20 protein-coding genes are annotated in these 20976 nt (G+C 67.1%); 7 read left to right on the forward strand and 13 right to left on the reverse strand.

Features of this window, described 5'->3' with window-relative positions:
• Positions 1-26 precede the first annotated feature (26 nt).
• The 8 genes from PotMrB4_RS08910 to PotMrB4_RS08945 all read right to left on the reverse strand — a co-directional run bounded on the left by PotMrB4_RS08910 (position 27) and on the right by PotMrB4_RS08945 (position 11579).
• On the reverse strand, positions 27-1856 hold the full coding sequence (locus PotMrB4_RS08910) for a long-chain-acyl-CoA synthetase (protein WP_044404910.1): 1830 nt from the start codon (positions 1854-1856) through the stop codon (positions 27-29).
• Positions 1857-2070: 214 nt separating this feature from the next.
• Positions 2071-2895, reverse strand: a complete 825-nt coding sequence (locus PotMrB4_RS08915; protein ID WP_160482931.1) for an SDR family oxidoreductase — start codon at positions 2893-2895, stop codon at positions 2071-2073.
• A gap of 73 nt (positions 2896-2968) precedes the next feature.
• Positions 2969-4954, reverse strand: a complete 1986-nt coding sequence (locus PotMrB4_RS08920; protein WP_172433044.1) for an acetyl/propionyl/methylcrotonyl-CoA carboxylase subunit alpha — start codon at positions 4952-4954, stop codon at positions 2969-2971.
• A 298-nt stretch (positions 4955-5252) separates the two neighbouring features.
• Positions 5253-6047: an isohexenylglutaconyl-CoA hydratase gene (atuE, locus tag PotMrB4_RS08925; RefSeq protein ID WP_172433045.1), complete on the reverse strand. Its 795-nt coding sequence runs from the start codon at positions 6045-6047 to the stop codon at positions 5253-5255.
• 13 nt (positions 6048-6060) lie between these two features.
• On the reverse strand, positions 6061-7221 hold the full coding sequence (gene atuD / locus PotMrB4_RS08930; protein WP_172433046.1) for a citronellyl-CoA dehydrogenase: 1161 nt from the start codon (positions 7219-7221) through the stop codon (positions 6061-6063).
• A 58-nt stretch (positions 7222-7279) separates the two neighbouring features.
• The gene (gene atuC, locus PotMrB4_RS08935; RefSeq protein WP_172433047.1) at positions 7280-8896 is read right to left on the reverse strand and encodes a geranyl-CoA carboxylase subunit beta; all 1617 of its coding nucleotides are present in this window, start codon (positions 8894-8896) and stop codon (positions 7280-7282) included.
• 3 nt (positions 8897-8899) lie between these two features.
• Positions 8900-9769, reverse strand: coding sequence for an SDR family oxidoreductase (locus PotMrB4_RS08940; protein ID WP_107331182.1), 870 nt, complete (start codon positions 9767-9769; stop codon positions 8900-8902).
• A gap of 22 nt (positions 9770-9791) precedes the next feature.
• The gene (locus PotMrB4_RS08945) at positions 9792-11579 is read right to left on the reverse strand and encodes an acyclic terpene utilization AtuA family protein (RefSeq protein WP_172433048.1); all 1788 of its coding nucleotides are present in this window, start codon (positions 11577-11579) and stop codon (positions 9792-9794) included.
• A 207-nt stretch (positions 11580-11786) separates the two neighbouring features.
• Between PotMrB4_RS08945 and PotMrB4_RS08950 the strand changes: the two genes are divergently transcribed.
• Genes PotMrB4_RS08950 through PotMrB4_RS08960 form a run of 3 tightly spaced genes read left to right on the forward strand, consistent with a single transcriptional unit; the run spans position 11787 to position 14138 of the window.
• The gene (locus PotMrB4_RS08950) at positions 11787-12410 is read left to right on the forward strand and encodes a TetR/AcrR family transcriptional regulator (protein WP_044405217.1); all 624 of its coding nucleotides are present in this window, start codon (positions 11787-11789) and stop codon (positions 12408-12410) included.
• A 56-nt stretch (positions 12411-12466) separates the two neighbouring features.
• Positions 12467-13264, forward strand: coding sequence for a substrate-binding periplasmic protein (locus PotMrB4_RS08955; protein WP_172433049.1), 798 nt, complete (start codon positions 12467-12469; stop codon positions 13262-13264).
• A gap of 22 nt (positions 13265-13286) precedes the next feature.
• Complete coding sequence (locus tag PotMrB4_RS08960) at positions 13287-14138, forward strand: substrate-binding periplasmic protein (protein WP_172433050.1); 852 nt, start codon at positions 13287-13289, stop codon at positions 14136-14138.
• Here PotMrB4_RS08960 and PotMrB4_RS08965 read toward each other — a convergent pair.
• The 3 genes from PotMrB4_RS08965 to PotMrB4_RS08975 form a co-directional block, all read right to left on the reverse strand.
• A complete protein-coding gene (locus PotMrB4_RS08965) occupies positions 14089-14847 on the reverse strand; it encodes a CPBP family intramembrane glutamic endopeptidase (RefSeq protein ID WP_044404886.1) in 759 nt (252 codons plus the stop codon). The two genes, PotMrB4_RS08960 and PotMrB4_RS08965, sit on opposite strands and share 50 nt — an antisense overlap.
• A 103-nt stretch (positions 14848-14950) precedes the next feature.
• Complete coding sequence (locus PotMrB4_RS08970; protein ID WP_069561667.1) at positions 14951-15118, reverse strand: DUF2897 family protein; 168 nt, start codon at positions 15116-15118, stop codon at positions 14951-14953.
• Between the two features lie 73 nt (positions 15119-15191).
• Positions 15192-16103 (reverse strand): LysR family transcriptional regulator, encoded by a 912-nt coding sequence (locus tag PotMrB4_RS08975; protein WP_172433051.1) that lies wholly within the window; start codon positions 16101-16103, stop codon positions 15192-15194.
• A gap of 66 nt (positions 16104-16169) precedes the next feature.
• Between PotMrB4_RS08975 and PotMrB4_RS08980 the strand changes: the two genes are divergently transcribed.
• Together PotMrB4_RS08980 and PotMrB4_RS08985 are read left to right on the forward strand one after the other, a co-directional pair.
• The gene (locus tag PotMrB4_RS08980) at positions 16170-16784 is read left to right on the forward strand and encodes a LysE family translocator (protein ID WP_172433052.1); all 615 of its coding nucleotides are present in this window, start codon (positions 16170-16172) and stop codon (positions 16782-16784) included.
• A gap of 247 nt (positions 16785-17031) precedes the next feature.
• The gene (locus PotMrB4_RS08985; RefSeq protein WP_172433053.1) at positions 17032-17556 is read left to right on the forward strand and encodes a hypothetical protein; all 525 of its coding nucleotides are present in this window, start codon (positions 17032-17034) and stop codon (positions 17554-17556) included.
• A gap of 136 nt (positions 17557-17692) precedes the next feature.
• On the opposite strand, the gene PotMrB4_RS08990 is transcribed toward PotMrB4_RS08985, so the two are convergent.
• Entirely contained in the window at positions 17693-18298 is a 606-nt protein-coding gene (locus PotMrB4_RS08990; protein WP_172433054.1) for an SMI1/KNR4 family protein, read from the reverse strand.
• Between the two features lie 117 nt (positions 18299-18415).
• Positions 18416-18925: a BRO-N domain-containing protein gene (locus PotMrB4_RS08995; RefSeq protein WP_107331189.1), complete on the reverse strand. Its 510-nt coding sequence runs from the start codon at positions 18923-18925 to the stop codon at positions 18416-18418.
• Between the two features lie 769 nt (positions 18926-19694).
• Here PotMrB4_RS08995 and PotMrB4_RS09000 point away from each other — a divergent pair.
• Together PotMrB4_RS09000 and PotMrB4_RS09005 are read left to right on the forward strand one after the other, a co-directional pair.
• Positions 19695-19979: a hypothetical protein gene (locus PotMrB4_RS09000; RefSeq protein ID WP_142011013.1), complete on the forward strand. Its 285-nt coding sequence runs from the start codon at positions 19695-19697 to the stop codon at positions 19977-19979.
• 29 nt (positions 19980-20008) lie between these two features.
• Positions 20009-20881 (forward strand): hypothetical protein, encoded by an 873-nt coding sequence (locus tag PotMrB4_RS09005; protein WP_172433055.1) that lies wholly within the window; start codon positions 20009-20011, stop codon positions 20879-20881.
• Positions 20882-20976: the final 95 nt, after the last annotated feature.

Here is a 20976-nt window from a genome sequence, read left to right on the forward strand (position 1 = left end):
AGCCGGGCTCACCCCGTGGAACAGCCTCAGAAGCGGTACTCGCCGCTCTGGATCGCTGCATGCAGGTCGGTGTCTAGGGGACGGAAGGCCGGTTCCCCCGGTAGCCGCACGTAGAGTGGCTCGTTGACCTGGGTGGGGTCGAAGCCGGCCTTCTTCAGGTCGGTCTTCTTGTACTTGAAGGTGCCGGTGGTCTCGATCTCGTCCAGTAGCCGCAGGAACAGCGGGGCGGCGTAGGGCGGCAGCTCGCGGTCCAGGTGCTCGGCCACGGCGGCGGCGTCCAGGTCCGCGTCGGGGCTCAGGCGCAGGGCCGCCATGCCGCAGCGGCCGTTGGTGCCGGGAATCTCCACACCGTAGACCACCGCATCCTCCACCCCGTCGAACACCCCCAGCACGCTTTCCACCTCGGTGGTGGAGACGTTCTCGCCCTTCCAGCGGAAGGTGTCGCCCAGGCGGTCGACGAACTGCGCGTGCTTGCAGCCGATGTCGCGCATCAGGTCGCCGGTGTTGAACCAGGCATCGCCCTTCTTGAATACGTTGCGCAGGATCACCGCCTCGCTCTTGGCCGGGTCGGTGTAGCCGTCGAAGGGCCACTTTTCGCTGATCTCGCTGATCAGCAGGCCCGGCTCGCCCTTGTCCACCTTGGTCAGGAAGCCCTTGTGGTCGCGCACCGGGCAGTCGTTCTCCAGGTCGTAGCGGACGATGGCGTAGGTGGCCGGGGAGAAGCCCACGGTGTTGTCGAAGTTGAAGACGTTGGTGAAGCCGATGTTGCCTTCGCTGGAGGCATAGAACTCGGTGACGCGCTGGATGCCGAAGCGGGTCTTGAACTCGTCCCAGATGGCCGGGCGCAGGCCGTTGCCGATCATGCTGGTGAGGGTGTTGTCCTTCTCCTCGGGGCAGGGCGGCTGGTTCAGCAGGTAGCGGCACAGCTCGCCGATGTAGCCGAAGCAGGTGGCCTGGTAGCGCGCCACGTCCTTCCAGAAGTTGCTGGCGGAAAACTTGCGGCGCAGGGCGATGGCCGCGCCACCGGCCAGCACCGAGGCCCAGCTCACGGTCACGGCGTTGTTGTGGTAGCAGGGCAGCGTCAGGTAGAAGACGTCGCGGTCGGTGAGCCCCAGCCCGGAGTGGCCGAAGCCGCCGTAGGCCTTGATCCACTTGCCGTGGCTGAGGATCGAGGCCTTCGGCAGGCCGGTGGTGCCGGAGGTGTAGATGTAGAAGCAGGCGTCCTTCAGGCGCACCCGCCCGGTGTCCGCCGGGTTCTCCGCACTGTGCTCGCCGGCCAGGCGCATCAGGTTGGTCCAGCCGCGCGGGGCCTGTCCGGCGTCGCGGCGGGTGTCCAGGTCGTCGGCCACCCAGTAGCGCCGGGCGCCGGCGGTCTCCAGTTCCGCCTCCACCTCCTCGAAGGCGCTGCGCAGCTCTTCGCCGACCACATGGTGGCCGGCCTTCACCAGGTTGAGGCTGTGGGCGAGCACCTTGCCGCGCTGGGTGGTGTTGACCAGCGCGCCGATGCCGCCCAGCTTGGCCACCGCCGCCAGCACCGCGAGGATCTCGATGCGGTTCTCCAGCATGATCGCCACCACCTTTCCAGGGCCCACGCCTTCGGACTTGAGCGCGTGGGCGATGCGGTTGGCCCAGGCATTGAACTCGGCGTAGGTCAGGCTGCGCGTCTCGTCCATCACCGCCGGCCGCTGCGGATAGCGCGCCGCCGCCCGCTCCAGGGCCCAGCCCAGGGAGAGCGTCTTGTCGCGGTTGCGGATCCCGGTGAAGTAGAGGCCCAGCAACATGCGGGGCACGCGATTGAGGTTCGCCGGCAGGCGGGCGAGGAAGCGGAACGGGGAGATCAGGTCGGCCTGGGTCATGGTTCTCGCACTTCAGTCTTGTTGTTCTGACCACCTTCGCGGGGTGGGAATAGGCGCCACCGGCGAATCTAGGCGCGTTTCCGGCGAATGCACTTGGCCCGCGCGCGGAGGAGGGCGGTCAGTTCGGCAAATACCGGGGATGTGGTTCAGGTGCGGTGCCCAGGCGGCGAAGTGCGACGCCGTGCGCGGGTGTACGCACGGCGCGTGGCGTGGCTCAGTCGACGAACAGGTCCGGGATGAGGCTGCCGCCCTCGGGGTCGAAGCGGTAGTGCTCGAACTCGGTCTGGCCCTGTTCGCGGAGGATCTCCTCGTCCACCAGCAGGCGCCCGGTGATGCGGCGGCCTTCGCTGGAGAGGATGGCGTGGGCGGCGTCGGCCATGATCGCCGGGGTGCGGGCGCGCTTGAAGGCGTCGCGGCTGCCCAGTTCGAACTCGATGGCGGCGGTGGCGATCATGGTCTTCGGCCACAGCGAGTTGACGCTGACGCCGTAGCGCTTGAACTCCTCGCTCATGCCCAGGGTGAGCATGCTCATGCCGTACTTGGTGACGGTGTAAGGACCGTGCTGGGTGAACCACTTGGCGTCGAGGTTCAGCGGCGGGGACAGGTTGAGGATGTGGCCGTTGCCGCTCTGCTTGAGGTAGGGCAGGGCGGCCTGGCTGCAGACCATCACCGCGCGGGTGTTGATCTGGTACATCAGGTCGAAGCGCTTGGGCTCCAGGCGCTCGACGCCCACCAGCTTGATGGCGCCGGCGTTGTTGACCAGGGCATCGATGCCGCCGAAGTGCTCGGCCGCCTGGGCCAGGGCATCACGTACGGCGGCTTCGTCGCGCACGTCCAGTTGCAGGGGCAGGGCCCGACCGCCGGCCGCTTCCACTTCCGCGGCGACGCTGTGGATGGTGCCTTCCAGCTTGGGATGGGGCTCGGCGCTCTTGGCGGCGATGACGATGTTGGCGCCATCGGCGGCGGCCCGCAGGGCGATCTCGCGGCCGATGCCACGGCTGGCACCGGTGATGAACAGGGTCTTGCCGGAAAGGGACATGGGGGTGCTCCTGTCGGTGTTGTCGGGTTCCTGGCCACTCAACTTAGTCGAGTGGCGCGGTTCGAGCGGTTGTTCAGTCGGCGGCTTCGACCTCCACCAGCACCTGGCGGCTCTTCACCTGGTCGCCGGCGCTGACCTGCACGCGGCAGACGGTGCCGTCCATCCCGGCCTTGAGGGGGTGCTCCATCTTCATGGCTTCCAGCACCACCAGCAGTTGGCCCTTGGTGACCGGGGTGCCTTCCTCCACCAGCACGTCGACGATGGCGCCGTCCATGGGCGCCTTGACGGTGCCGGAGGCGGCGCCGGCCTGGCCGCCGGCGGGTTCGTGGGTGACGTCCTGCAGTTCGATGCTGCCCTGGTGGCCCTTGAGCCACAGACGCTCGCCGTCGTGGTGGTAGGCGAGGCGGCGGCGGATGCCGTCCAGCTCCAGGGTGGCCCAGCGGCCGTCGCAGGCCAGCAGGCGTACGGCGACGGACTGCCCGGCGGCCTGGACCTGCAACTGCGGTTGCGGGCCGCTGGCGCGGACGTCCAGCAGGACTTCGTGCTTCTGCTCGCCCTGGCGCAGCACCAGGCGCCAGGGCGCGCTGCCGGCGCTGCGCCAGCCGGCGAGGCCGGCCTGGTGGGCGCGGGATTCGGCGGAGGCCTGGTAGAGCAGGGTGGCTGCGGCGGCCAGCTCCACGGCCGGCAGCGGCTGCGGGGCCAGGCTCGGGTCGGCGGCGAAGTGTTCGCCGATGAAGGCGGTGGTGGCGTGGCCGGCGGCGAATTCGGGGTGGGCCAGCAGGTTGGCGAGGAACCGCTGGTTGCCCTTGACCCCCAGCAGCACGCAGTCCTCCACCGCGCGGATCAGCTTGCGCCGGGCTTCGTCACGGGTGGCGCCCCAGGCGATCACCTTGGCCAGCATGGGGTCGTAGAAGGGCGTCACCGGCTGGCCTTCCACCAGGCCGTGGTCGATGCGCACGCCGGCGCCGCTGGCGGGTTCCCAGCGCAGCACGTCGCCGGTCTGCGGCAGGAAGCCGGCGGCCGGGTCCTCGGCGTAGAGGCGGACTTCCATGGCATGGCCGTCGAGGCGGATGTCGTCCTGGGCCAGCGGCAGGGCTTCGCCGGCGGCGACGCGGATCTGCCAGGCCACCAGGTCGAGCCCGGTGACCAGTTCGGTGACCGGGTGCTCCACCTGCAGGCGGGTGTTCATTTCCAGGAAGTAGAAGCGGCCTTCGGCGTCCAGCAGGAACTCCACGGTGCCGGCGCCCAGGTAGTTCACCGAGGCGGCCGCCTTGACGGCCGCTTCGCCCATGGCCTGGCGCAGGGACGGTGTCATCACCGGGCAGGGGGCTTCTTCCACCACCTTCTGGTGGCGGCGCTGCACCGAGCAGTCGCGCTCGCCCAGGTAGAGGATGTGGCCGTGGCGGTCGCCGAATACCTGGATCTCCACATGGCGCGGCTGGATCACCGCGCGTTCGAGGATCAGCTCGCCGCTGCCGAAGGCGTTCTGCGCTTCCGAGCGCGCGGTGCGGATCTGCGCCGCCAGCTCGCTCGCCTCGTGCACCAGGCGCATGCCACGGCCGCCACCGCCGGCGCTGGCCTTGATCATCAGCGGGTAGCCGATGCGCTCGGCCTCGTGGGCGAGGGTGGCGTCGTCCTGATCGGCGCCTTCGTAGCCGGGGATGCAGGGCACGCCGGCTTCGAGCATGGCGATCTTGGACAGGCGCTTGCTGCCCATCAGGTGGATGGCCTCCACGGTGGGGCCGATGAAGGTGATGCCGGCGGCCTCGCAGGCCTGGGCGAAGGCGGCGTTCTCGGAGAGGAAGCCGTAGCCCGGGTGCACCGCATCCGCGCCGGTGCGCCGCGCGGCGTCGAGGATGGCCTCGACGCACAGGTAGGACTGGCCCACCGGTGCCGGGCCGATGCACACGGCTTCGTCGGCCAGCTGCACGTGGCGCGCGTCGCGGTCGGCCTCGCTGTACACGGCCACGGTGCGGTAGCCCAGGTCGTGGGCGGTGCGCATCACCCGACAGGCGATCTCGCCCCGGTTGGCGATCAGGATCTTGTTGAATGCGGGCATCTTCGTGCTCCTGCTGGGGGACCGGAGGGCGTCCGGGATCCGGGCTGTTTGCGTTCGGTGTTGCCGGCGGATCGGGTTGGGGTGATCCGCCTGTTGTGTTCGGTGTAGTGGTGGATGTGAAGAGCGACATCCACCCTACGGGTGCCTCGGTGTTGCGTGGGGATCGGGTTGGGGTGATCCGCCTGTGGTGTTCGGTGTTGCGGTGGATGTGAAGAGCGACATCCACCCTACGGGTGCTTCGGTGTTGCGTGGGGGCGGGCGTAGGGTGGATCGCGCTCCATCGATCCACCGCCTGGGCTCACTGGGCCCAGGTCGGTTTGCGTTTCTGCACGAAGGCCAGGGTTCCCTCGGTGCCTTCGGCGCCGGTGACGGCTTCGGCGAACCAGGCGGCGGCGTCGTCCAGCAGCGGGCCCAGCTCGCGTTCCTCGGTGGACAGCAGCAGCGCCTTGGTACGGGCATTGGCGCCGGGGGCGCAGCGGCGCACCTGGTCGAGGGTGTCGGCCAGGCGCTGGTCCAGGGCCGCTGCGTCGGCCTCGGCGCTGTGCACCAGGCCCAGGCGCAGGGCCTCGCGGCCATCGAAGCGGGCGGCGGTGAGGGCCAGGCGGCGGGCCTGGGTGAGGCCGATGCGCTTGACCACGAAGGGCGCGATCTGTGCCGGGAGGATGCCGAGGCTGGTCTCCGGCAGGCCGAACTGGGCGCTTTCGGCGGCCAGGGCGATGTCGGAAACGCAGGCCAGGCCGAAGCCGCCACCGAGCACCGCGCCTTCCAGCACGGCGATCACCACCTGCGGCTGGGCCTGGGCCTCTTCCAGCAGGCGGCCGAAGGCGCGGTTCAGGCGCTGGTAGGCCTCACCGCCGGTGGCGCGGGCGCTGGCCATGTCCTTGATGTCGCCGCCGGCGCAGAAGTGCCCGCCGGCCCCGCGCAGCACCAGGGCACGCACCTCGGGCGCCTGGCGCGCGGCGGCGAGCACCGCGCGCAGCTCTTCCACCATGGCCAGGCTCATGGCGTTGCGGCTCTCCGGGCGGTTGAGGGTGATGTGCAGCACGCCGTCAGCGGGCTCCAGCTGCAGGGTCTCGGTGTTCGGCAGTTCCATGGTCACCCCCGTCTCAGTCTTTCTTCTTGCCCGGCAGGATGCCCATCAGCTTGCAGATGATGCCGAGCATGATCTCGTCGGCACCGCCGCCGATGGACACCAGGCGGGTGTCGCGGTAGGCGCGGGAAATGTGGTTGTCCCACATGAAGCCCATGCCGCCCCAGTACTGCAGGCAGGCATCGGTGACCTCGCGGCCCAGGCGCCCGGCCTTGAGCTTGGCCATGGAGGCGAGGCGGGTGACGTCCTTGCCCTTCACGTACATTTCGGTGGCCTGGTAGACCAGGGCGCGCAGGCATTCCACCTCGGTCATCAGCTCGGCCATGCGGAAGTGGATGACCTGGTTGTCGATCAGCGCGTTGCCGAAGGTCTTGCGTTCCTTGCAGTAGTCGATGGTGGCGTCGATGCAGTGCTCCAGGCCCTTGATCATGTTGGCCGCGCCGAACAGGCGCTCTTCCTGGAACTGCAGCATCTGCATCATGAAGCCGGCGCCTTCGTGGCCGATGCGGTTGCGCTGCGGCACGCGGACGTTGTCGAAGAACACCTGGGCGGTCTCGGAGCTGCGCATGCCGAGCTTGTCCAGGTGCGGGCTGAGGGTGATGCCGGGGGTGTTCATCGGCACCATGATCAGCGACTTGTTGACGTGGGGCTTGTCGTCGGAGGTGTTGGCCAGCAGGCAGATGAAGTCGGCGGACGGGGAGTTGGTGATCCACATCTTGCTGCCGTTGATCACGTAGTCGTCGCCGTCCTTGCGGGCGCTGGTCTTGAGCCCGGCGACGTCGGAGCCGGCACCCACCTCGGAGACGCCGATGCAGCCGACCATCTCGCCGGTGATGGCCGGGCGCAGGAACTCTTCGCGCAGCTCGTCGGAGCCGAAGCGCGCCAGGGCCGGGGTGCACATGTCGGTCTGCACGCCGATGGACATGGGGATGCCGCCGCAATGGATGGTGCCGAACTCTTCGGCGGCGACGATGGAGTAGCTGTAGTCCAGGCCCATGCCGCCGAATTTCTCCGGCTTGGAGATGCCCAGCAGGCCCAGCTCACCGGCCTTCTTGAAGATGTCGTGGATGGGGAAGCGGCCGTCCTTCTCCCACTGGTCGACGTGGGGGTTGATCTCCTTGTCGACGAAGTTGCGGACGGTACGGCGGAGTTCTTCGTGTTCCTGGGTGAAGATCATTGTTGTTGTTCTCCGTGAGTAAGCCGTTGGGGGTGCGCCAGGCGCACCGTGAGGGTTCTCAGAAGCGAGCCACGCCGAAGCGGTTGGACTTCAGGGGCCGGGCCTCGGCCTCGGCGCAGATGTCCAGCAGGTAGCCCAGCAGCTTGCGGCTGTCGCGGGGGTCGATCAGGCCGTCGTCCCACAGGCTGGCGGTGCCGTAGAGCGCGGTGGACTGGCTGTCGAGCTTCTGCGCGGTCATCTGTTCCAGCATGTCGAGCATCTTCGGGTCGGCTTCCTTGCCCTCCTTGGCGTGTTTCTCCTCGGTGACGATGCGCAGCACCTTGCCGGCCTGGGCGCCGCCCATCACGGCGGTGCGGCTGTTGGGCCAGGCGAAGATGAAGCGCGGGTCCAGCCCACGGCCGCACATGGCGTAGTTGCCGGCGCCGTAGGAGCCGCCCACCACCAGGGTGAGCTTGGGCACGCTGGCGTTGGCCACGGCCTGGATCATCTTCGAGCCGTGCTTGATCACCCCCAGCTGCTCCGACTCGGTGCCCACCATGAAGCCGGTGGTGTTGTGCAGGAACAGCAGCGGGGTGTTGCTCTGCTCGCAGAGCTGGATGAACTGCGCGGCCTTGGCGGCGCCGCGCGGGGTGATCGGGCCGTTGTTGCCGATCAGCCCGCAGGGGCGGCCCTCGATGCGCAGGTGGCCGCAGACGGTCTGGCTGTCGAATTCGTTCTTGAAGTCGAGGAATTCCGAGCCGTCGGCGATGCGGGCGATGATCTCGCGCACGTCGTAGGGCTTCTTCGGGTCCGCCGGCACCACGCCCAGCAGCTCGTCGGTGCTGTACAGCGGCTCGCGCCAGGTGGGCTTCACCGGGGCCGGCAACTGGGCGTTCCAGGGCAGCATGGCGAGCACCTCGCGGGCGATGCGCAGGGCGTCGGCATCGTTCTCGGCCAGGTATTCGGCGGTGCCGGCCACCTGGGCGTGCATCTCGGCGCCACCGAGTTCTTCGTCGGTGGCCACTTCGCCGGTGGCGGCCTTGAGCAGGGGCGGGCCGGCGAGGAACATCTTGGCCTTGCCGCGCACCACGATGACGTAGTCCGACAGGCCCGGCTGATAGGCCCCGCCGGCGGTGCTGGAGCCGTGCACCACGGTGACCTGGGGAATGCCCATGGCGGAGATGCGCGCCTGGTTGGCGAAGCCGCGCGCGCCTTCGACGAAGATCTCCGCCGCGTAGTTGAGGTTGGCGCCGCCGCTCTCGGTGAGGGCCACCATGGGCAGCTTGTTCTCCACGGCGATCTGCTGCAGGCGCAGGGTCTTCTTCAGGCCGGTGGGGGAGATGGTGCCGCCCTTGATGGCGCTGTTGCTGGCGCTGATCAGGCAGCGCACCCCGGCGATGTAGCCGATGCCGGCGATGATGCCGCCGCCGGCCTGGGTGCCGTCCTTGTCGTCGTGCAGCTTGTAGCCGGCCAGGGAGCACAGCTCCAGGAAGGGGCTGCCCGGATCCAGCAGGAGGTTGAGGCGTTCGCGGGGCAGCAGCTGGCCGCGTTTCTCGAACTTGGGCTTGGCGTCCTGTGCCTTGTCCAGCACCTTCTGCTCAACCTCGCGGAAGCTCGCCACCGCGGCCAGCATGGCCTCGCGGTTGCGGGCGAAGTCGTCGCCGTGGACGTCGAGTTCGGATTGGATCACGGCCATGGCTTACTCCTCGTCCTTGAACACGGCGGGCAGATAGGCCCGGTGGAAACCGTTGTAGGACTCGCTGGCGCGGGCCTTGCCCAGGGTCCAGGCACGGGTGCCCTGGCTGGCGGCACCGTCTATGCGGATGGTGTTGCCGCTGATGAAATGGGCACCCGGGGAGAGCAGGAAGACGATGGCGGCCGCCACCTCGGACTCGGTGCCGATGCGCTGCAGCGGGACGTGGTCCTTGAGGGAACGGATCATCGCTTTCATCGACTCCGGGTAGGTGTCCATGCCGCTGGAGGCGATCCAGCCCGGCGCCACGGCGTTGACCCGCACCCCGGCGTGGCCCCATTCGTAGGCGGCGGTCTTGGTGAAGTTCTCCATGCCGGCGCGGGCGGCGCCGGAGTGGCCCATGCCGGGCATGCCGCCCCACATGTCGGCGAGCATGTTGACGATGCTGCCGCCGGTCTTGCTCATGCTCTGCAGGAAGACCTCCTTGGCCACCAGGAAGCCGCCCACCAGGTTGGTGCGCACCACGGTCTCGAAGCCCTTCTGGTTGATGCCGATGAGCGGCGCGGGGAACTGGCCGCCGGCGTTGTTGACCAGGTGGTGGATGGGGCCGCGCTCGGCCACCACGGCCTTGACCATGGCCTTGACCGCTTCTTCGTCACGGATGTCGCAGGCCTGCCAGCTGGCGCTGCCGCCGTCTTCGATGATCTCGCCGGCGGTGGCTTCGAGTTTTTCCGCCTTGCGCCCCACCAGCACCACGTGGGCGCCCAGGTGGGCCAGTTCGTGGGCCACGCAGCGGCCGATGCCGCTGCCGCCGCCGGTGACCAGGATGGTCTGGCCGGCGAACAGGCCGGGCCGGAATACGGAGTCGTAGCTCATTGTTGTTGTCGTCCTCGTCGCGCTACAGGGTCTCGGCCAGTGCGCGCGGCACCGGTACGGGGAATTCAAGCAGTTGCTGGGCGAAGGCCTTGCCCTGCGGGTCGATGCGCAGGCTGGCGACGCCGCCGCCGCCCAGGGCGTTCTCCAGCAGGAAGTTCAGGCTGTGGGTGCCGGGCAGGTACCAGCGCTGCACGCGGCCGGTCTGCGGGTCGAGCACGTGGGCCATCCAGTCCACCACGGCCTCGGGCGTCAGCGCCTCGGCGATCCACGGCAGGAACTCGGGCCGGCGCGCCATGACGCCGATGTTGCTGTGGTTGCCCTTGTCGCCGGAGCGGGCCACGGCGAGCCTGATCAGCGGCACGCTGGCGTCGGCCTCGCCGACCGGGCGTGGCGGGTGCAGGTCTTCGGCCAGGGCCGTCGGGTCGGCGCTGCCGGCTTCGGGCAGGGCCACCGGGTGGCGTTCGCCGTCCAACTCCACCTCCAGGCTGCAAGCGCTCTTGTCCACCAGGAAGGAGAACAGGCGGATCACCGGGTACACCGTGGGGCGGCCGCCGACGATGCCGGTCAGGCCGGGGGCCATGCCGGTGGCGGCCTGGGCGATCTCGCGGGAGAAGAGGATCAGCGCTTCCTTCTTGCTGTGGCGCACGGCGAGCTTGATCACTACTTCGCGGCTGTCCTGTCGTTGGCCGTGGGGCCCGTAGGTGGCCTCGCTGCCGAGCAGTTCGATGTTCACCTCGCGGTAGGGGCCCCAGCCTCGTGCGGCGAAGATTTCCTCGGTCTTGGCGATGATGGCGCGGCTCACCCGCTCGGCCTTCTTCACCGCATCGATGCCGGCGATCAGGCAACTGGCGGTGCAGCGGAAGCCGTCGGGGTAGGTGGCGCTGACCTTGTAGCGGTCGGTGGGCGCCAGGCCCCGGGCGCCGGAGACGCGCACGCGGTCGGTGCCGGCGGCCTCCAGGCGCACCTGGGTGAAGTCGCAGATCACGTCGGGCAGCAGGTAGGCGCGCGGGTCGCCGATCTCGTAGAGCATCTGCTCGCCGACGGTGAAGGGCGTCACTAGGCCGCCGGAACCGTCCGGCTTGGTCACGCAGAACTGGCCGTCGGCCTCCACTTCGACGATGGGGAAGCCGATGTGCTCGTAGTCCGGCACCTGTTCCCAGTCGGTGAAGTTGCCGCCGGTGCACTGGGCGCCGCATTCGATGATGTGGCCGGCGAGGGCGGCCTGGGCCAGGCGGTTGTGGTCGTCCCAGCGCCATTTGAATTCGTGGACCAGGGCGGCGCTGACCACGGCGCTGTCCACCACCCGGCCGGTGATGACGATGTCGGCACCGGCCTCCAGCGCCGCGACGATGCCGGGGGCGCCCAGGTAGGCGTTGACGGAGACGCACATGGGCGGCAGCGGGGCGTCGGTGAACATCTCGCGGACGCCGGCCTTGGCCAGCTCGCCCAGGCGTGGCTGCAGGTTGTCGCCGTGCAGCACGGCGATCTTCAGCGCCACGCCGGCTTTCTCGCAGGCTGCGGAGAGCGCGGCAGCGCAGGCCACCGGGTTGACCCCGCCGGCGTTGCTGATCACGCGGATGCGCTTGTCGGCGATCTGCGGCAGCAGCGGTGCCAGCACCTCGACGAAGTCGGTGGCATAGCCTTCGTCCGGCTTCTTCATGCGTGCCCCGGCGAGGATCGACATGGTGATCTCCGCCAGGTAGTCGAACACCAGGTAGTCCAGCTGCGCGCCGTTCACCAACTGGGCGGCGGCGGTGGAGGTGTCGCCCCAGAATGCGGAGGCGCAACCGATGCGTACGGCTCTGGTCATTGTTATGGCCCGTATCACTCAAGAAGGTGGGGCGACATTACCAAGCAAGCGCTTGGTTGAAAAGTGGAGGGTGGCAGTTTTTTGCCCAAGCGCTTGCTTGGGCGCCGGGCGGGGAATAGATTTCGCGAATCAAGACAGAGACTTGCGCTCCATTCTTAAGTTGGATGGGCAAGCGCCGTGCGAACGAGGTAGTGGCGAGCGATGAGCCTGGACAACCCAAAAGCCCAAGACGTGATGCGTGAACTGGTGGAAAGCGGGCAGATCACCGACCCGGAAAGCCCCCGCGGCAAATTGCTGCAGACCGCCGCCCACCTGTTCCGCAGCAAGGGCTACGAGCGCACCACCGTGCGCGACCTGGCCAGTGCCGTGGGCATCCAGTCGGGCAGCATCTTTCACCACTTCAAGAGCAAGGACGAGATCCTCCGCTCGGTGATGGAGGAGACCATTCTCTACAACACCGCGCTGATGAAGGCCGCCCTGGCCGAGGCCGACAGCCTGCGCGAGCGGGTGCTGGCGCTGATCCGCTGCGAGCTGCAGTCGATCATGGGCGGCACCGGCGAGGCCATGGCCGTGCTGGTGTACGAGTGGCGTTCGCTCTCGGAGGAGGGGCAGCGCTACATCCTCGAACTGCGCGATGCCTATGAGCAGTTCTGGCTGGAGGTGCTGGGCGAGGCCCGTGCCCAGGGCTACGTCCAAGGCGACCCGTTCATCCTGCGGCGCTTTCTCACCGGCGCGCTGTCCTGGACCACCACCTGGTTCCGCCCCGAGGGTCCCATGAGCCTCGATCAGCTCTGCGAAGAGGCTCTGGCGCTGGTGCTCAAGGACGGCTGAGCCGGCATGAACTAGTCTTCCCCGGGAGCCGTTCCACCTCTTTCTCCGGGGCCAAGATGTCGGGTGTCTGGTCTATCACGTCACGGTTGTTCCTGCTGTCGCTCTGCCTCCTGGCAGGGAGCGCCTGGGCCGCGCTGCCCCGCGAGATTCTCATCGGCGCCTACAACTTCCCGCCCTACATGGTGCACCCCGAGCGGGATACCGGCAGCGGCCTGACGGTGGAGCTGGTGGCGCTGTTCAACCAGGTGCAGAAGCGCTTCCACTTCAGCATCGTGCCCACCTCTTCGGCACGCCGTTACCGCGACCTGCAGACCGGCCGCTTTGATCTCATCCTCTTCGAGGACCCCCACTGGGGCTGGGAGGGCGCGCGCTACACCCTCATCGACATGGGCATCGACGATGCCGAGGTCTACGTGGCCCGCGCCGAGCCCGAACGGGGCGAGGACTATTTCGACACCCTGCTCGGCAAGCGCCTGGTGCTCTATGCCGGCTATCACTACGGCTTCGCCGGCTACGACGCCGATCCGCTCATGCTGCAGAAACGCTTCCAGGCCACGCTCACCTATTCCCACGACAGCAACCTGCTCATGGTTTTGCATGATCGTGCCGATATAGCCGTGGTCACCCGGTCCTACCTCGAGCAGATGCTCCAGCGGGACCCCGAACTGCACGGCAAACTGCTTGTTTCCCGTCGGTTCGATCAGGAATACCATCTCAACGCCATGCTCAGACCCAACGCCCCCATCGAGCCCCAGGACTTCGAAGGGCTGTTGCAACGGTTGCAGGCGGATGAGTCTTACCAACGGCTGCTGGAGCGATACCAACTGCCGTTCAAGAAGAACGACCGAGATTAAGAACGGCGCATACGGGGAAAACATGGCTTTTGCACACGTTCGGCGGAAGGTTTGCCGACAACGGATTGGGGGACGCAAGGGACTGCTGGCCGCTCTGGCCCTGTTCGCTTCGCTGGAGCCGGCGCTCGCCGCCGAGGTGGTCAAGGTGGGCGGCGCCCACTTCCCGCCCTATGTGATCAAGCCGGAATCGGAAGCGGCCACCGGCCTGCTGCCCGAACTGCTGGAGGCCCTCAACCAGGCCCAGGCGGATTACCGTTTCGTCATGCTGCCCACTGCCATCCCGCGGCGTTTCCGCGACTTCCAGAGCGGGCGCATCGACATGGCGGTGTTCGAGAACCCCGGCTGGGGCTGGCAGGACATCGAGGCGGCGCGCATCGACATGGGCCTGGAGGACGCCGAAGTCTTCGTCGCCCACAAGCGCGACAGCCGTGGGCAGAACTACTTCCGCAGCCTGGATGGCAAGCGCCTGGCCCTCTACAGCGGCTACCACTACGGTTTCGCCGGGTTCGATGCCGACCCGGAATACCTCATGCGCGAATTCAACGCGATGCTGACCTACTCCCACGACAGCAACCTGCTGATGGTGCTGCGTGACCGCGCCGACATCGCCCTGGTGACGCGCTCGTACCTGGGCATGTACCTGGAGCGCAACCCGGACGTGGCGGGGCAATTCCTCGTCTCCGACCGGGTCGACCAGTACTACCGCCACTACGCCCTGTTGCGGCCGGGCGCAGCCATCAGTCCGTCGCGCTTTGCGCATCTGCTGGAAAGCCTGCGGGCCGATGGCAGCCTGGAGCGCATCTTCGGCCGCTACCGCATCCGCGTCAGCCCAGCTTCAGTGGATAACTCAGCAGCAGGACGTGGCAGAGATTGACCCCCAGGTGCAGGGCCACCGCCGGCCCCAGCCGACCCGAGAAGTGGAACGCCAGGCCGTAGCCCAGGCCCGCCACCGTCGCCACCACGGCGAACAGCGTGCTGAAGGGCAGGTGCACCGCACCGAACAGCAGCGTCGCCAGCAGCAGCCCCGCCCAGGGGCCCAGGCGCGCCGCCAGGGAGCGCTGCAGCAGCGCACGGAACACCAGCTCTTCCGCCAGCACCGTCACCAGCAGGTTCACCGCCAGCCATAACGCCAGGTGTTCCGGCCACTTCGGCACCCAGCCCACCAGCCCCAGGGCCAGCGCCAGTACCGGCACGGCCACCAGCGTCGCCAGCATCACCGCCAGGGTCGCGCTGCGGCGCGCCGTCGGCACCGGGTCCGGGCGGCCCAGCCACCAGGCCAGCAGGCTCATGCCCACCAGCGCCTTGTCCCAGTTCACCCGCAGGGCGTAGGGCGGCGCGTCCGGGCTCCAGGGTGTCGGCTCGGTCAGGGAGAGGTAGGCGAAGCCCGGCACCAGGTGCGCGGCCAGGGCCACGCTGGCCAGCAGCGTCACCGGCAGCCACAGCCAGTTGGGCAGGCGTTTTGCCGCCAGCACCCAGCCGGCATAGGCCACACCGAGTGCCAGGCCGAGCGGGCTGATGTGGCCGGTGGCATGGCCTAGGGCCAGGGTGAGCAGGGGAAGCAGGATTTGTAGATGGATAGGCATGTCACCTCCTGAGAAATCAGGTGGCGCACTTTAAGGCCATCTCGCCATCAGGTGTTGGCGGATGTGCGGGAAACCGGCCCGTGGCCGGCTTCCGTGCCGGCTCTCAGCGGTCTTCCGCGTCCTTGGCGTCCGCTTCCGCGTTGCGCTGGCGGATGCGCGCCAGTTGCTCCTCGGTCAGCGGAACCTTCTTCGCGGTGTCGCGCAGCATCATCAGGCCGCCGACGATGGAGCCAAGGGCCAGCGCTAGGATCAGCCAGGCATACCAGGGCATGTCGATCTCCTTTTCAAATAGGGCATGTGGGGTTGGATGCTACGGCGCGCGTGCCGTTCCGTCATTCGTTGCATCAGGCCTGCTCCCGCAGCCACGCCAGTAGCGCGGCCGGCAGGCTGCCGGGCGGCGGTGGGGCCTCGCTCAGCAGGCAGTAGCGCGAGCCATCGGCCACGAACCCCAGCGGCGCCACCAGCGCGCCGCTCGCCAGGTCGTCGCGCACCAGGTGCCACGGGCCGATGGCCACCCCCAGTCCGGCCACCGCCGCCTGCAGGCTGAAGTAGAAGTGCTCGAACACCTGCCCGCCCGGCAGGCCCGGAGCGCGACCGGCCGCCGTGCTCCAGTCCGCCCAGGCTGCTGGCCGGGTGCGGGTGTGCAGCCGGGGCGCATCCGGGCGCAGGTCGTCCGCCTCGAACCACTGGGTGGCCCGCTCCGGCCGGCACACCGGCCCCACCTGCTCCTCGAACAATGGCTCCACGTGCCAGTGCGGCGGGTGCGGGAAATCCTCGCGGCGGATTGCCAGGTCGATGCCGGCCTGGAAGGAGAAGGCCCCGCCGCCGGCCACCAGGTGGATCACCCAGTCCGGGTGGCGCGCCTGGAAGTCCGGCCAGCGCGGGATCAGCCAGCGCATCAGCAGCGTCGGCTCGCACGACACCACCCATTGCCGCTCCCGGCGTGCCTTGGTCCGCAAGCCCTGGGCAGCCTGTTGCATCAGTGCCAGTCCGTCGTGCACCGCGCGAGCCAGGGTGCGGCCGTCCTCGGTGAGGAAGACGCGGCGGTTGCGCCGTTCGAACAGCGCCACGCCGAGGTCGTCTTCCAGCAGCCGAACCGCCCGGCTCACCGCGCCATGGGTCAGGTGCAGCGCCTCCGCCGCGCGGGTGAAGTTCTCCAGGCGGGCTGCGGCCTCGAAGCAGCGCAGCGCCATCAGCGAGGGCAGGCGGGAATCGCTGGATGGTGAGCCAGGCTCACCGGAATGGTCAGAAAGCATCGTTGGTCAGGCCCCTGGCTGGCTTCCTATGATCGGCACCTCTATCGAACCGCCAGAGGATACGCCATGGCCGAACTGTTAGCCGTCATCACCATCACCCTGCTTGCGGTGATCAGCCCCGGGCCGGACTTCGCCCTCGTCTCACGCAACAGCCTGCTGCGCTCCCGCCGCGCCGGCGCCCTGACGGCGCTGGGCATCGGGCTGGGTGTGCTGGTGCATGTCAGCTACACCCTGGTGGGTGTCGGCGTGCTCATCCAGCAGTCGCTCTGGCTGTTCGATGCCATCCGCCTGGCCGGTGCCGCCTACCTGATCCTGCTGGGGGTGAAGATGCTGCGCAGCCAGCCCGCCGGTACCCAGGCCGAGACGCCCGAAGCACCGCTGAGCGACGCAGCGGCCCTGCGCATGGGCTTCTTCACCAACGTGCTCAACCCCAAGACCACGGTCTTCATCGTCAGCCTGTTCCTGCAGGTGGTGCGCCCGGACACGCCCCTGGCGGTGCAGGTGGGCTATGGCGCCTTCATCGCCAGCGCCCACGTCGCCTGGTTCGGCCTGGTGGCGCTGTGCTTCTCCTCCGGCGCCGTGCGCCAGCGCTTGCTGGCGGTGCGGCACTGGGTGGACCGCAGCTTCGGCGCGTTGCTGGTGGGCTTCGGTTGCTGGCTGGCGTTGTTCCGCAGGGGGTGAAGGTCGCCGCCAGTCCACAGCCAGCCACGGGGCTTTGCCACCTGTCGAACTCTTTTCAGTGGTGTGCGCCTGAGCGGGTGGTTTCTTCCTGAGGCGCTTTCATCAGTTTTGGACGATACGGTTGCGGCTGCTTGGCCTTGTACAGCGCTTGCCAGAGACGCCTCGCCGCAAAGGTGCTCCTGTGCTGTCTTGCCTGCCCTGTGAGGGCTGGGATAGGTTGCGAGCCTGTCCACAACGGGGCAACGCCATGCGCAAACCTTCAAGACACATGCACGACATGCCACACGCACCGGCACGGTTACCGCTCGGCTTGGTTCTGTTGCTGCTGTGCCTGCTCGTTGGCCTGGTCTGGAGCATCGTGCAGCAGCCTGCGCTGCTGTGGGTTGTGGCCGGCACGGCTGTGCTGGTGACGTACTTGAGCTGGCGAGAGCAGCGACGTTTAGCGAGGCTGGCTGCGCAGCGCCAGGGGCAGTCCATATGCCAGTTCGCTCGCGCCTTCCCTCGGTGGCAGGTGGACACCTGGGTGATCCGCGCCGTGTACGAGTCTCTGCACGGTTATCTCGGTGGACGCTTGCCGATCCGTGCCGATGATCGCTTCGAGGAGGATCTGAACCTGGACGACGAGGATCTGGAGTTCGAGCTGCTGGAGGATATGGCCCGACTAAGTGGCCGGTCTCTGGCGGGCGTTGAGAACAACCCCTTCTACGGCAAGGTTCTGCACGTGCGTGACCTGGTGCTGCTGCTGGATCATCAACCGCGCAGCCTTTCCTGAGTGCCTCACTAGGCGTGCAGCCTGACAACAGGCCCAGGTAAGCCCTCGCTGGTTCAGCGCGCAGGGCAGGCCACTCCTTGTCGTGCGGAGCGCCTGGGCCGCGCGCATCCTGGCACAGCTGGCGCTGTTCCCTGGGTCAGCCGAAGGCTTCCAGCCCCTCGCGTACCTCGTCCAGCGCCTGGCCGAGCAGGGCCTCCAGCGAGTGGCCGGGCAGGCCCGACTCCAGCAGCCCGAGCAGGCCACGCCGGGCTTCGGCGAAACGGTCCTGGTGGTAGTGCAGGCGGCCGAACCCGCCGGCCCGGTCGAAGAACAGGAAGTGCGCGCCTTCCAGCATGTCGTCGCCCATGAACCAGCCAAAGCCGATGAAACGCTGGTCCAGCGCTTGCAGCTGAGCCGCATCGAAGTGCGTGCCCGCGTCCAGCTCCGGACGGTCGCCACCCCAGAAGGCCCGCATCAGCGACACCAGCCCGGCGCCACTGCCCTGGTCTTCCAGCCAGTCCACCAGCTCGCCCGGGGCGGGCAGCCAGAAGCAGTGGTTGTCGTCCTGGGTGTTGTTCTTCAGGCTGCCGAAGTGGCGGTAGAAGGCAACCAACTCCGCCGGCAGCGGCATCCCGGCCAGGGCCTGGAAGCGCTCGATGTCCGCCGCCGGCGCGGGGCCGTCGCAAGCCAGCTCATCGTCTTCGCCGTGCAGGTCCTGGAAGGTCTGGTTGTACGCGTCGATGCCGTTTTGCAGGGTGTCCATGCTCGAATCCGCTCGGTGGGGGCAAAGGCAGCACCCTAGCCGAATGGCCACCGGTGCATACCGCACACGCGCACAATTTCGACAACCGGGAGCGGGGCGCACCCGCTCCCGGTTCGGCTACCAATCGCCGAAGGGCATGTGCTTCCAGCTCGGTTCGTTGCCCAGTGCCGGCTCCTCGCGGCTGCAGAGGAACACCGGCAGGTCGCGCCGGGCGATCCAGATGTCCCCTTGCCACTTCACCACGCCGATCCGCTGGTTGGCCCAGCTCATGTACGCCCGGCGGGGCGCCGCGTTGGCGTCACGGTAGTGGTCGTGCAGCGTCGGCACCACCTCCTCGCTGAGCCAGCGGCTCAGGCAGCGGTGCTCCGGGTGCTGGTAGCGGTACAGCAGGCGGTAGGCGCCGGCCTCGCTGAGGGCGATGACTTCCTCGCTGCCACCGCTGGCGTGCCGCAAGCGGACGGCGCGGCGCTGGTGCGGGTCCACCAGGCGGGGCAGGCGGCCGGGCTTCAACGCGCCGATCATCCGCGCGAAGTCCATGGCCACGAACCAGGGCTGGTTGTCGACCATGGCGGCACGGAGCTGGTGGTTGTGGCGTTGGAAAACGATGGGGGTGTATGCGTCGTGCATGGTGTTGCTCCCGAGCTAGATGAAGGAGCTGCCACCTGTCGCTGTCATTCGAAGGGTGGCAGACCGCACGGGGTTGACAGACCGGGCTCGGACCGGCAGACCCGCTAGGGTCTCCCCGCGCGATCTGCCATAGAGCAGAGCAGCCAAGAAAGCTGCATGCGTGCCGATGCCTGCAAAAAACATTCGCCGTTTTTCGCATGCACCTTCAGGCGCATTCGCGCCGAGCAACGGGCTGTCAAACCCGGTCGCGGGATTGACCGCGACGCCGGGAGGATAGGGAGGTGGGGGAGGGAGGGCAAGGGGCATGGCCAACGCCCTGGGCTGGGGATGCCGTGCGATGGGGTGGTGGCGGATCGCATGGGGTTGGCGAGCCGGCTAGTAGAGGCCGGCAGACCCGAAGGTCTCCCCATGCGATCCGCCGTGACGAGATGGCTGTATCGCCGGACGTTGATGGGAGCAGGAGGGCAGACCGCGCGAGATTGACAGACCGGTACAGGTAGCCGGCAGGCCGCTAGGCCTCCTCGCGCGGTCTGCCGACACGGAGTCTGCCTCGTAGTCGGCAGTGGTGCGTGTATTGAGTGGCCTGCCGAGTGGTGGGACCTGTCGTATTCGGTCTGGTGGCGATTACTCAGGCCCAGTAATGCGTTCTGACGATCCGCAGTGGTGTTGTATAGAATCGCCCGCCGCGTTATGCCTGAAACGGTACGACGCTCCGTTATCCGATACGTCAGCCGTTGATTGGCTGATCCAGTACAAGCAAGGAGTCGCTATGTCATCCCATTTCAAGCAAGTTTCCATGATCGTTTTTCTGGTAGGACTTTCGTTGTCGGCAGATGCCGCCGAGAGAGCCTCGGGGGGTTCGCCATGGGTCAGTTTGTTTTTCACATTCGGCCCCCTGATGCTCATGTTGGTTTGTATGCCGCTGGTTCTGCGGATCGCCATGCAGCGAACGCGTAACCTGGCTCAGCGAACTGCCGAGGCCAATGAGCGCATTGCCAAGAGCCTCGAAGAACTTGTGGAGCTGATGCGGAAAAATGGAAAGGCTGATCACTGATAACGACTCTTTTTAAGCAAGGAGGCTGCATGTCTAGCAACGACTTCACTATCACGTGTCTGGCTGATGAACAGGAGTCTTTGGTTCCTCTTCACCACGTATTTCGTCATGCGCGCGAAACCGAAGAGTGGCCGAGTGATCTACAGCATCTGGCTGACGATTGGTCTCCCGCATGGGTTAACGATGTCCAGTGGAGAGGAAACTCGCTGCATCTGCTCATTCAGGGTTCCTCGGGAAGCATGTTCGAGTCTTGGCATGCCGCTGCATTGCACGCCAGGGGAGCGAAGTATGTACGGGTTCGCATTTATCACGGACAAACAGACGATGTGAGCGAGCTTTTCTACCGTGCCGGGGAACCCATTTCCAGAAGGCAATTTCCCGCAGTTCAAATGTCTGAACGCGAGGAAATTCAAAGCCTGGTTCTTGATGGTGAAGATGTACGTTTGGCTACGCGTATCAAGGCAGGCGCCAGTCTGGATATAGAGGTCGATGGCCAGCCGCTGATTCTGAAACTTCTGGAATACGGACTGGAGAAGTCGATCAAGGCCGCATTGGCACGGGGGATTGATCTATCCCCATGCCTGGTTGACTTATGCGAGTTCGCGCGACTGATTGTTATCTATGGTGGTAAGCAGCGAGCCTCAATCTTGCGTTCTTTGCTGGACTTGACGCCCACGGGTGCGGCTTTGCTTTGGCAGGACGAAGACTTCATGGCGCGTGCTGCCGGCTATCTGGAACTGCTGGAGTTGCTGATCGAGCACGGTGCTGATGTGAACGCATCGATATCTGAGCAAGGTTCACTACTGTTCGACAGCGACCGGTATTTCGACAGTCAGCCACGAATATTGGCGTTCCTGCGGAAACATAACGCACAGTCCATACCGCCGGCGGCGGATCAATAGAAGCTCCGTCTGCAGTGAGTACGACCTTTGGAACACGCTCTTTTGCTATTTCTGGTTTCGCCATACAAGGCGAAACAGGTGACATCAGTAGCGGT

The sequence above is a fragment of the Metapseudomonas otitidis genome, assembly GCF_011397855.1.
In the GTDB taxonomy this organism is placed as follows: domain Bacteria; phylum Pseudomonadota; class Gammaproteobacteria; order Pseudomonadales; family Pseudomonadaceae; genus Metapseudomonas; species Metapseudomonas otitidis.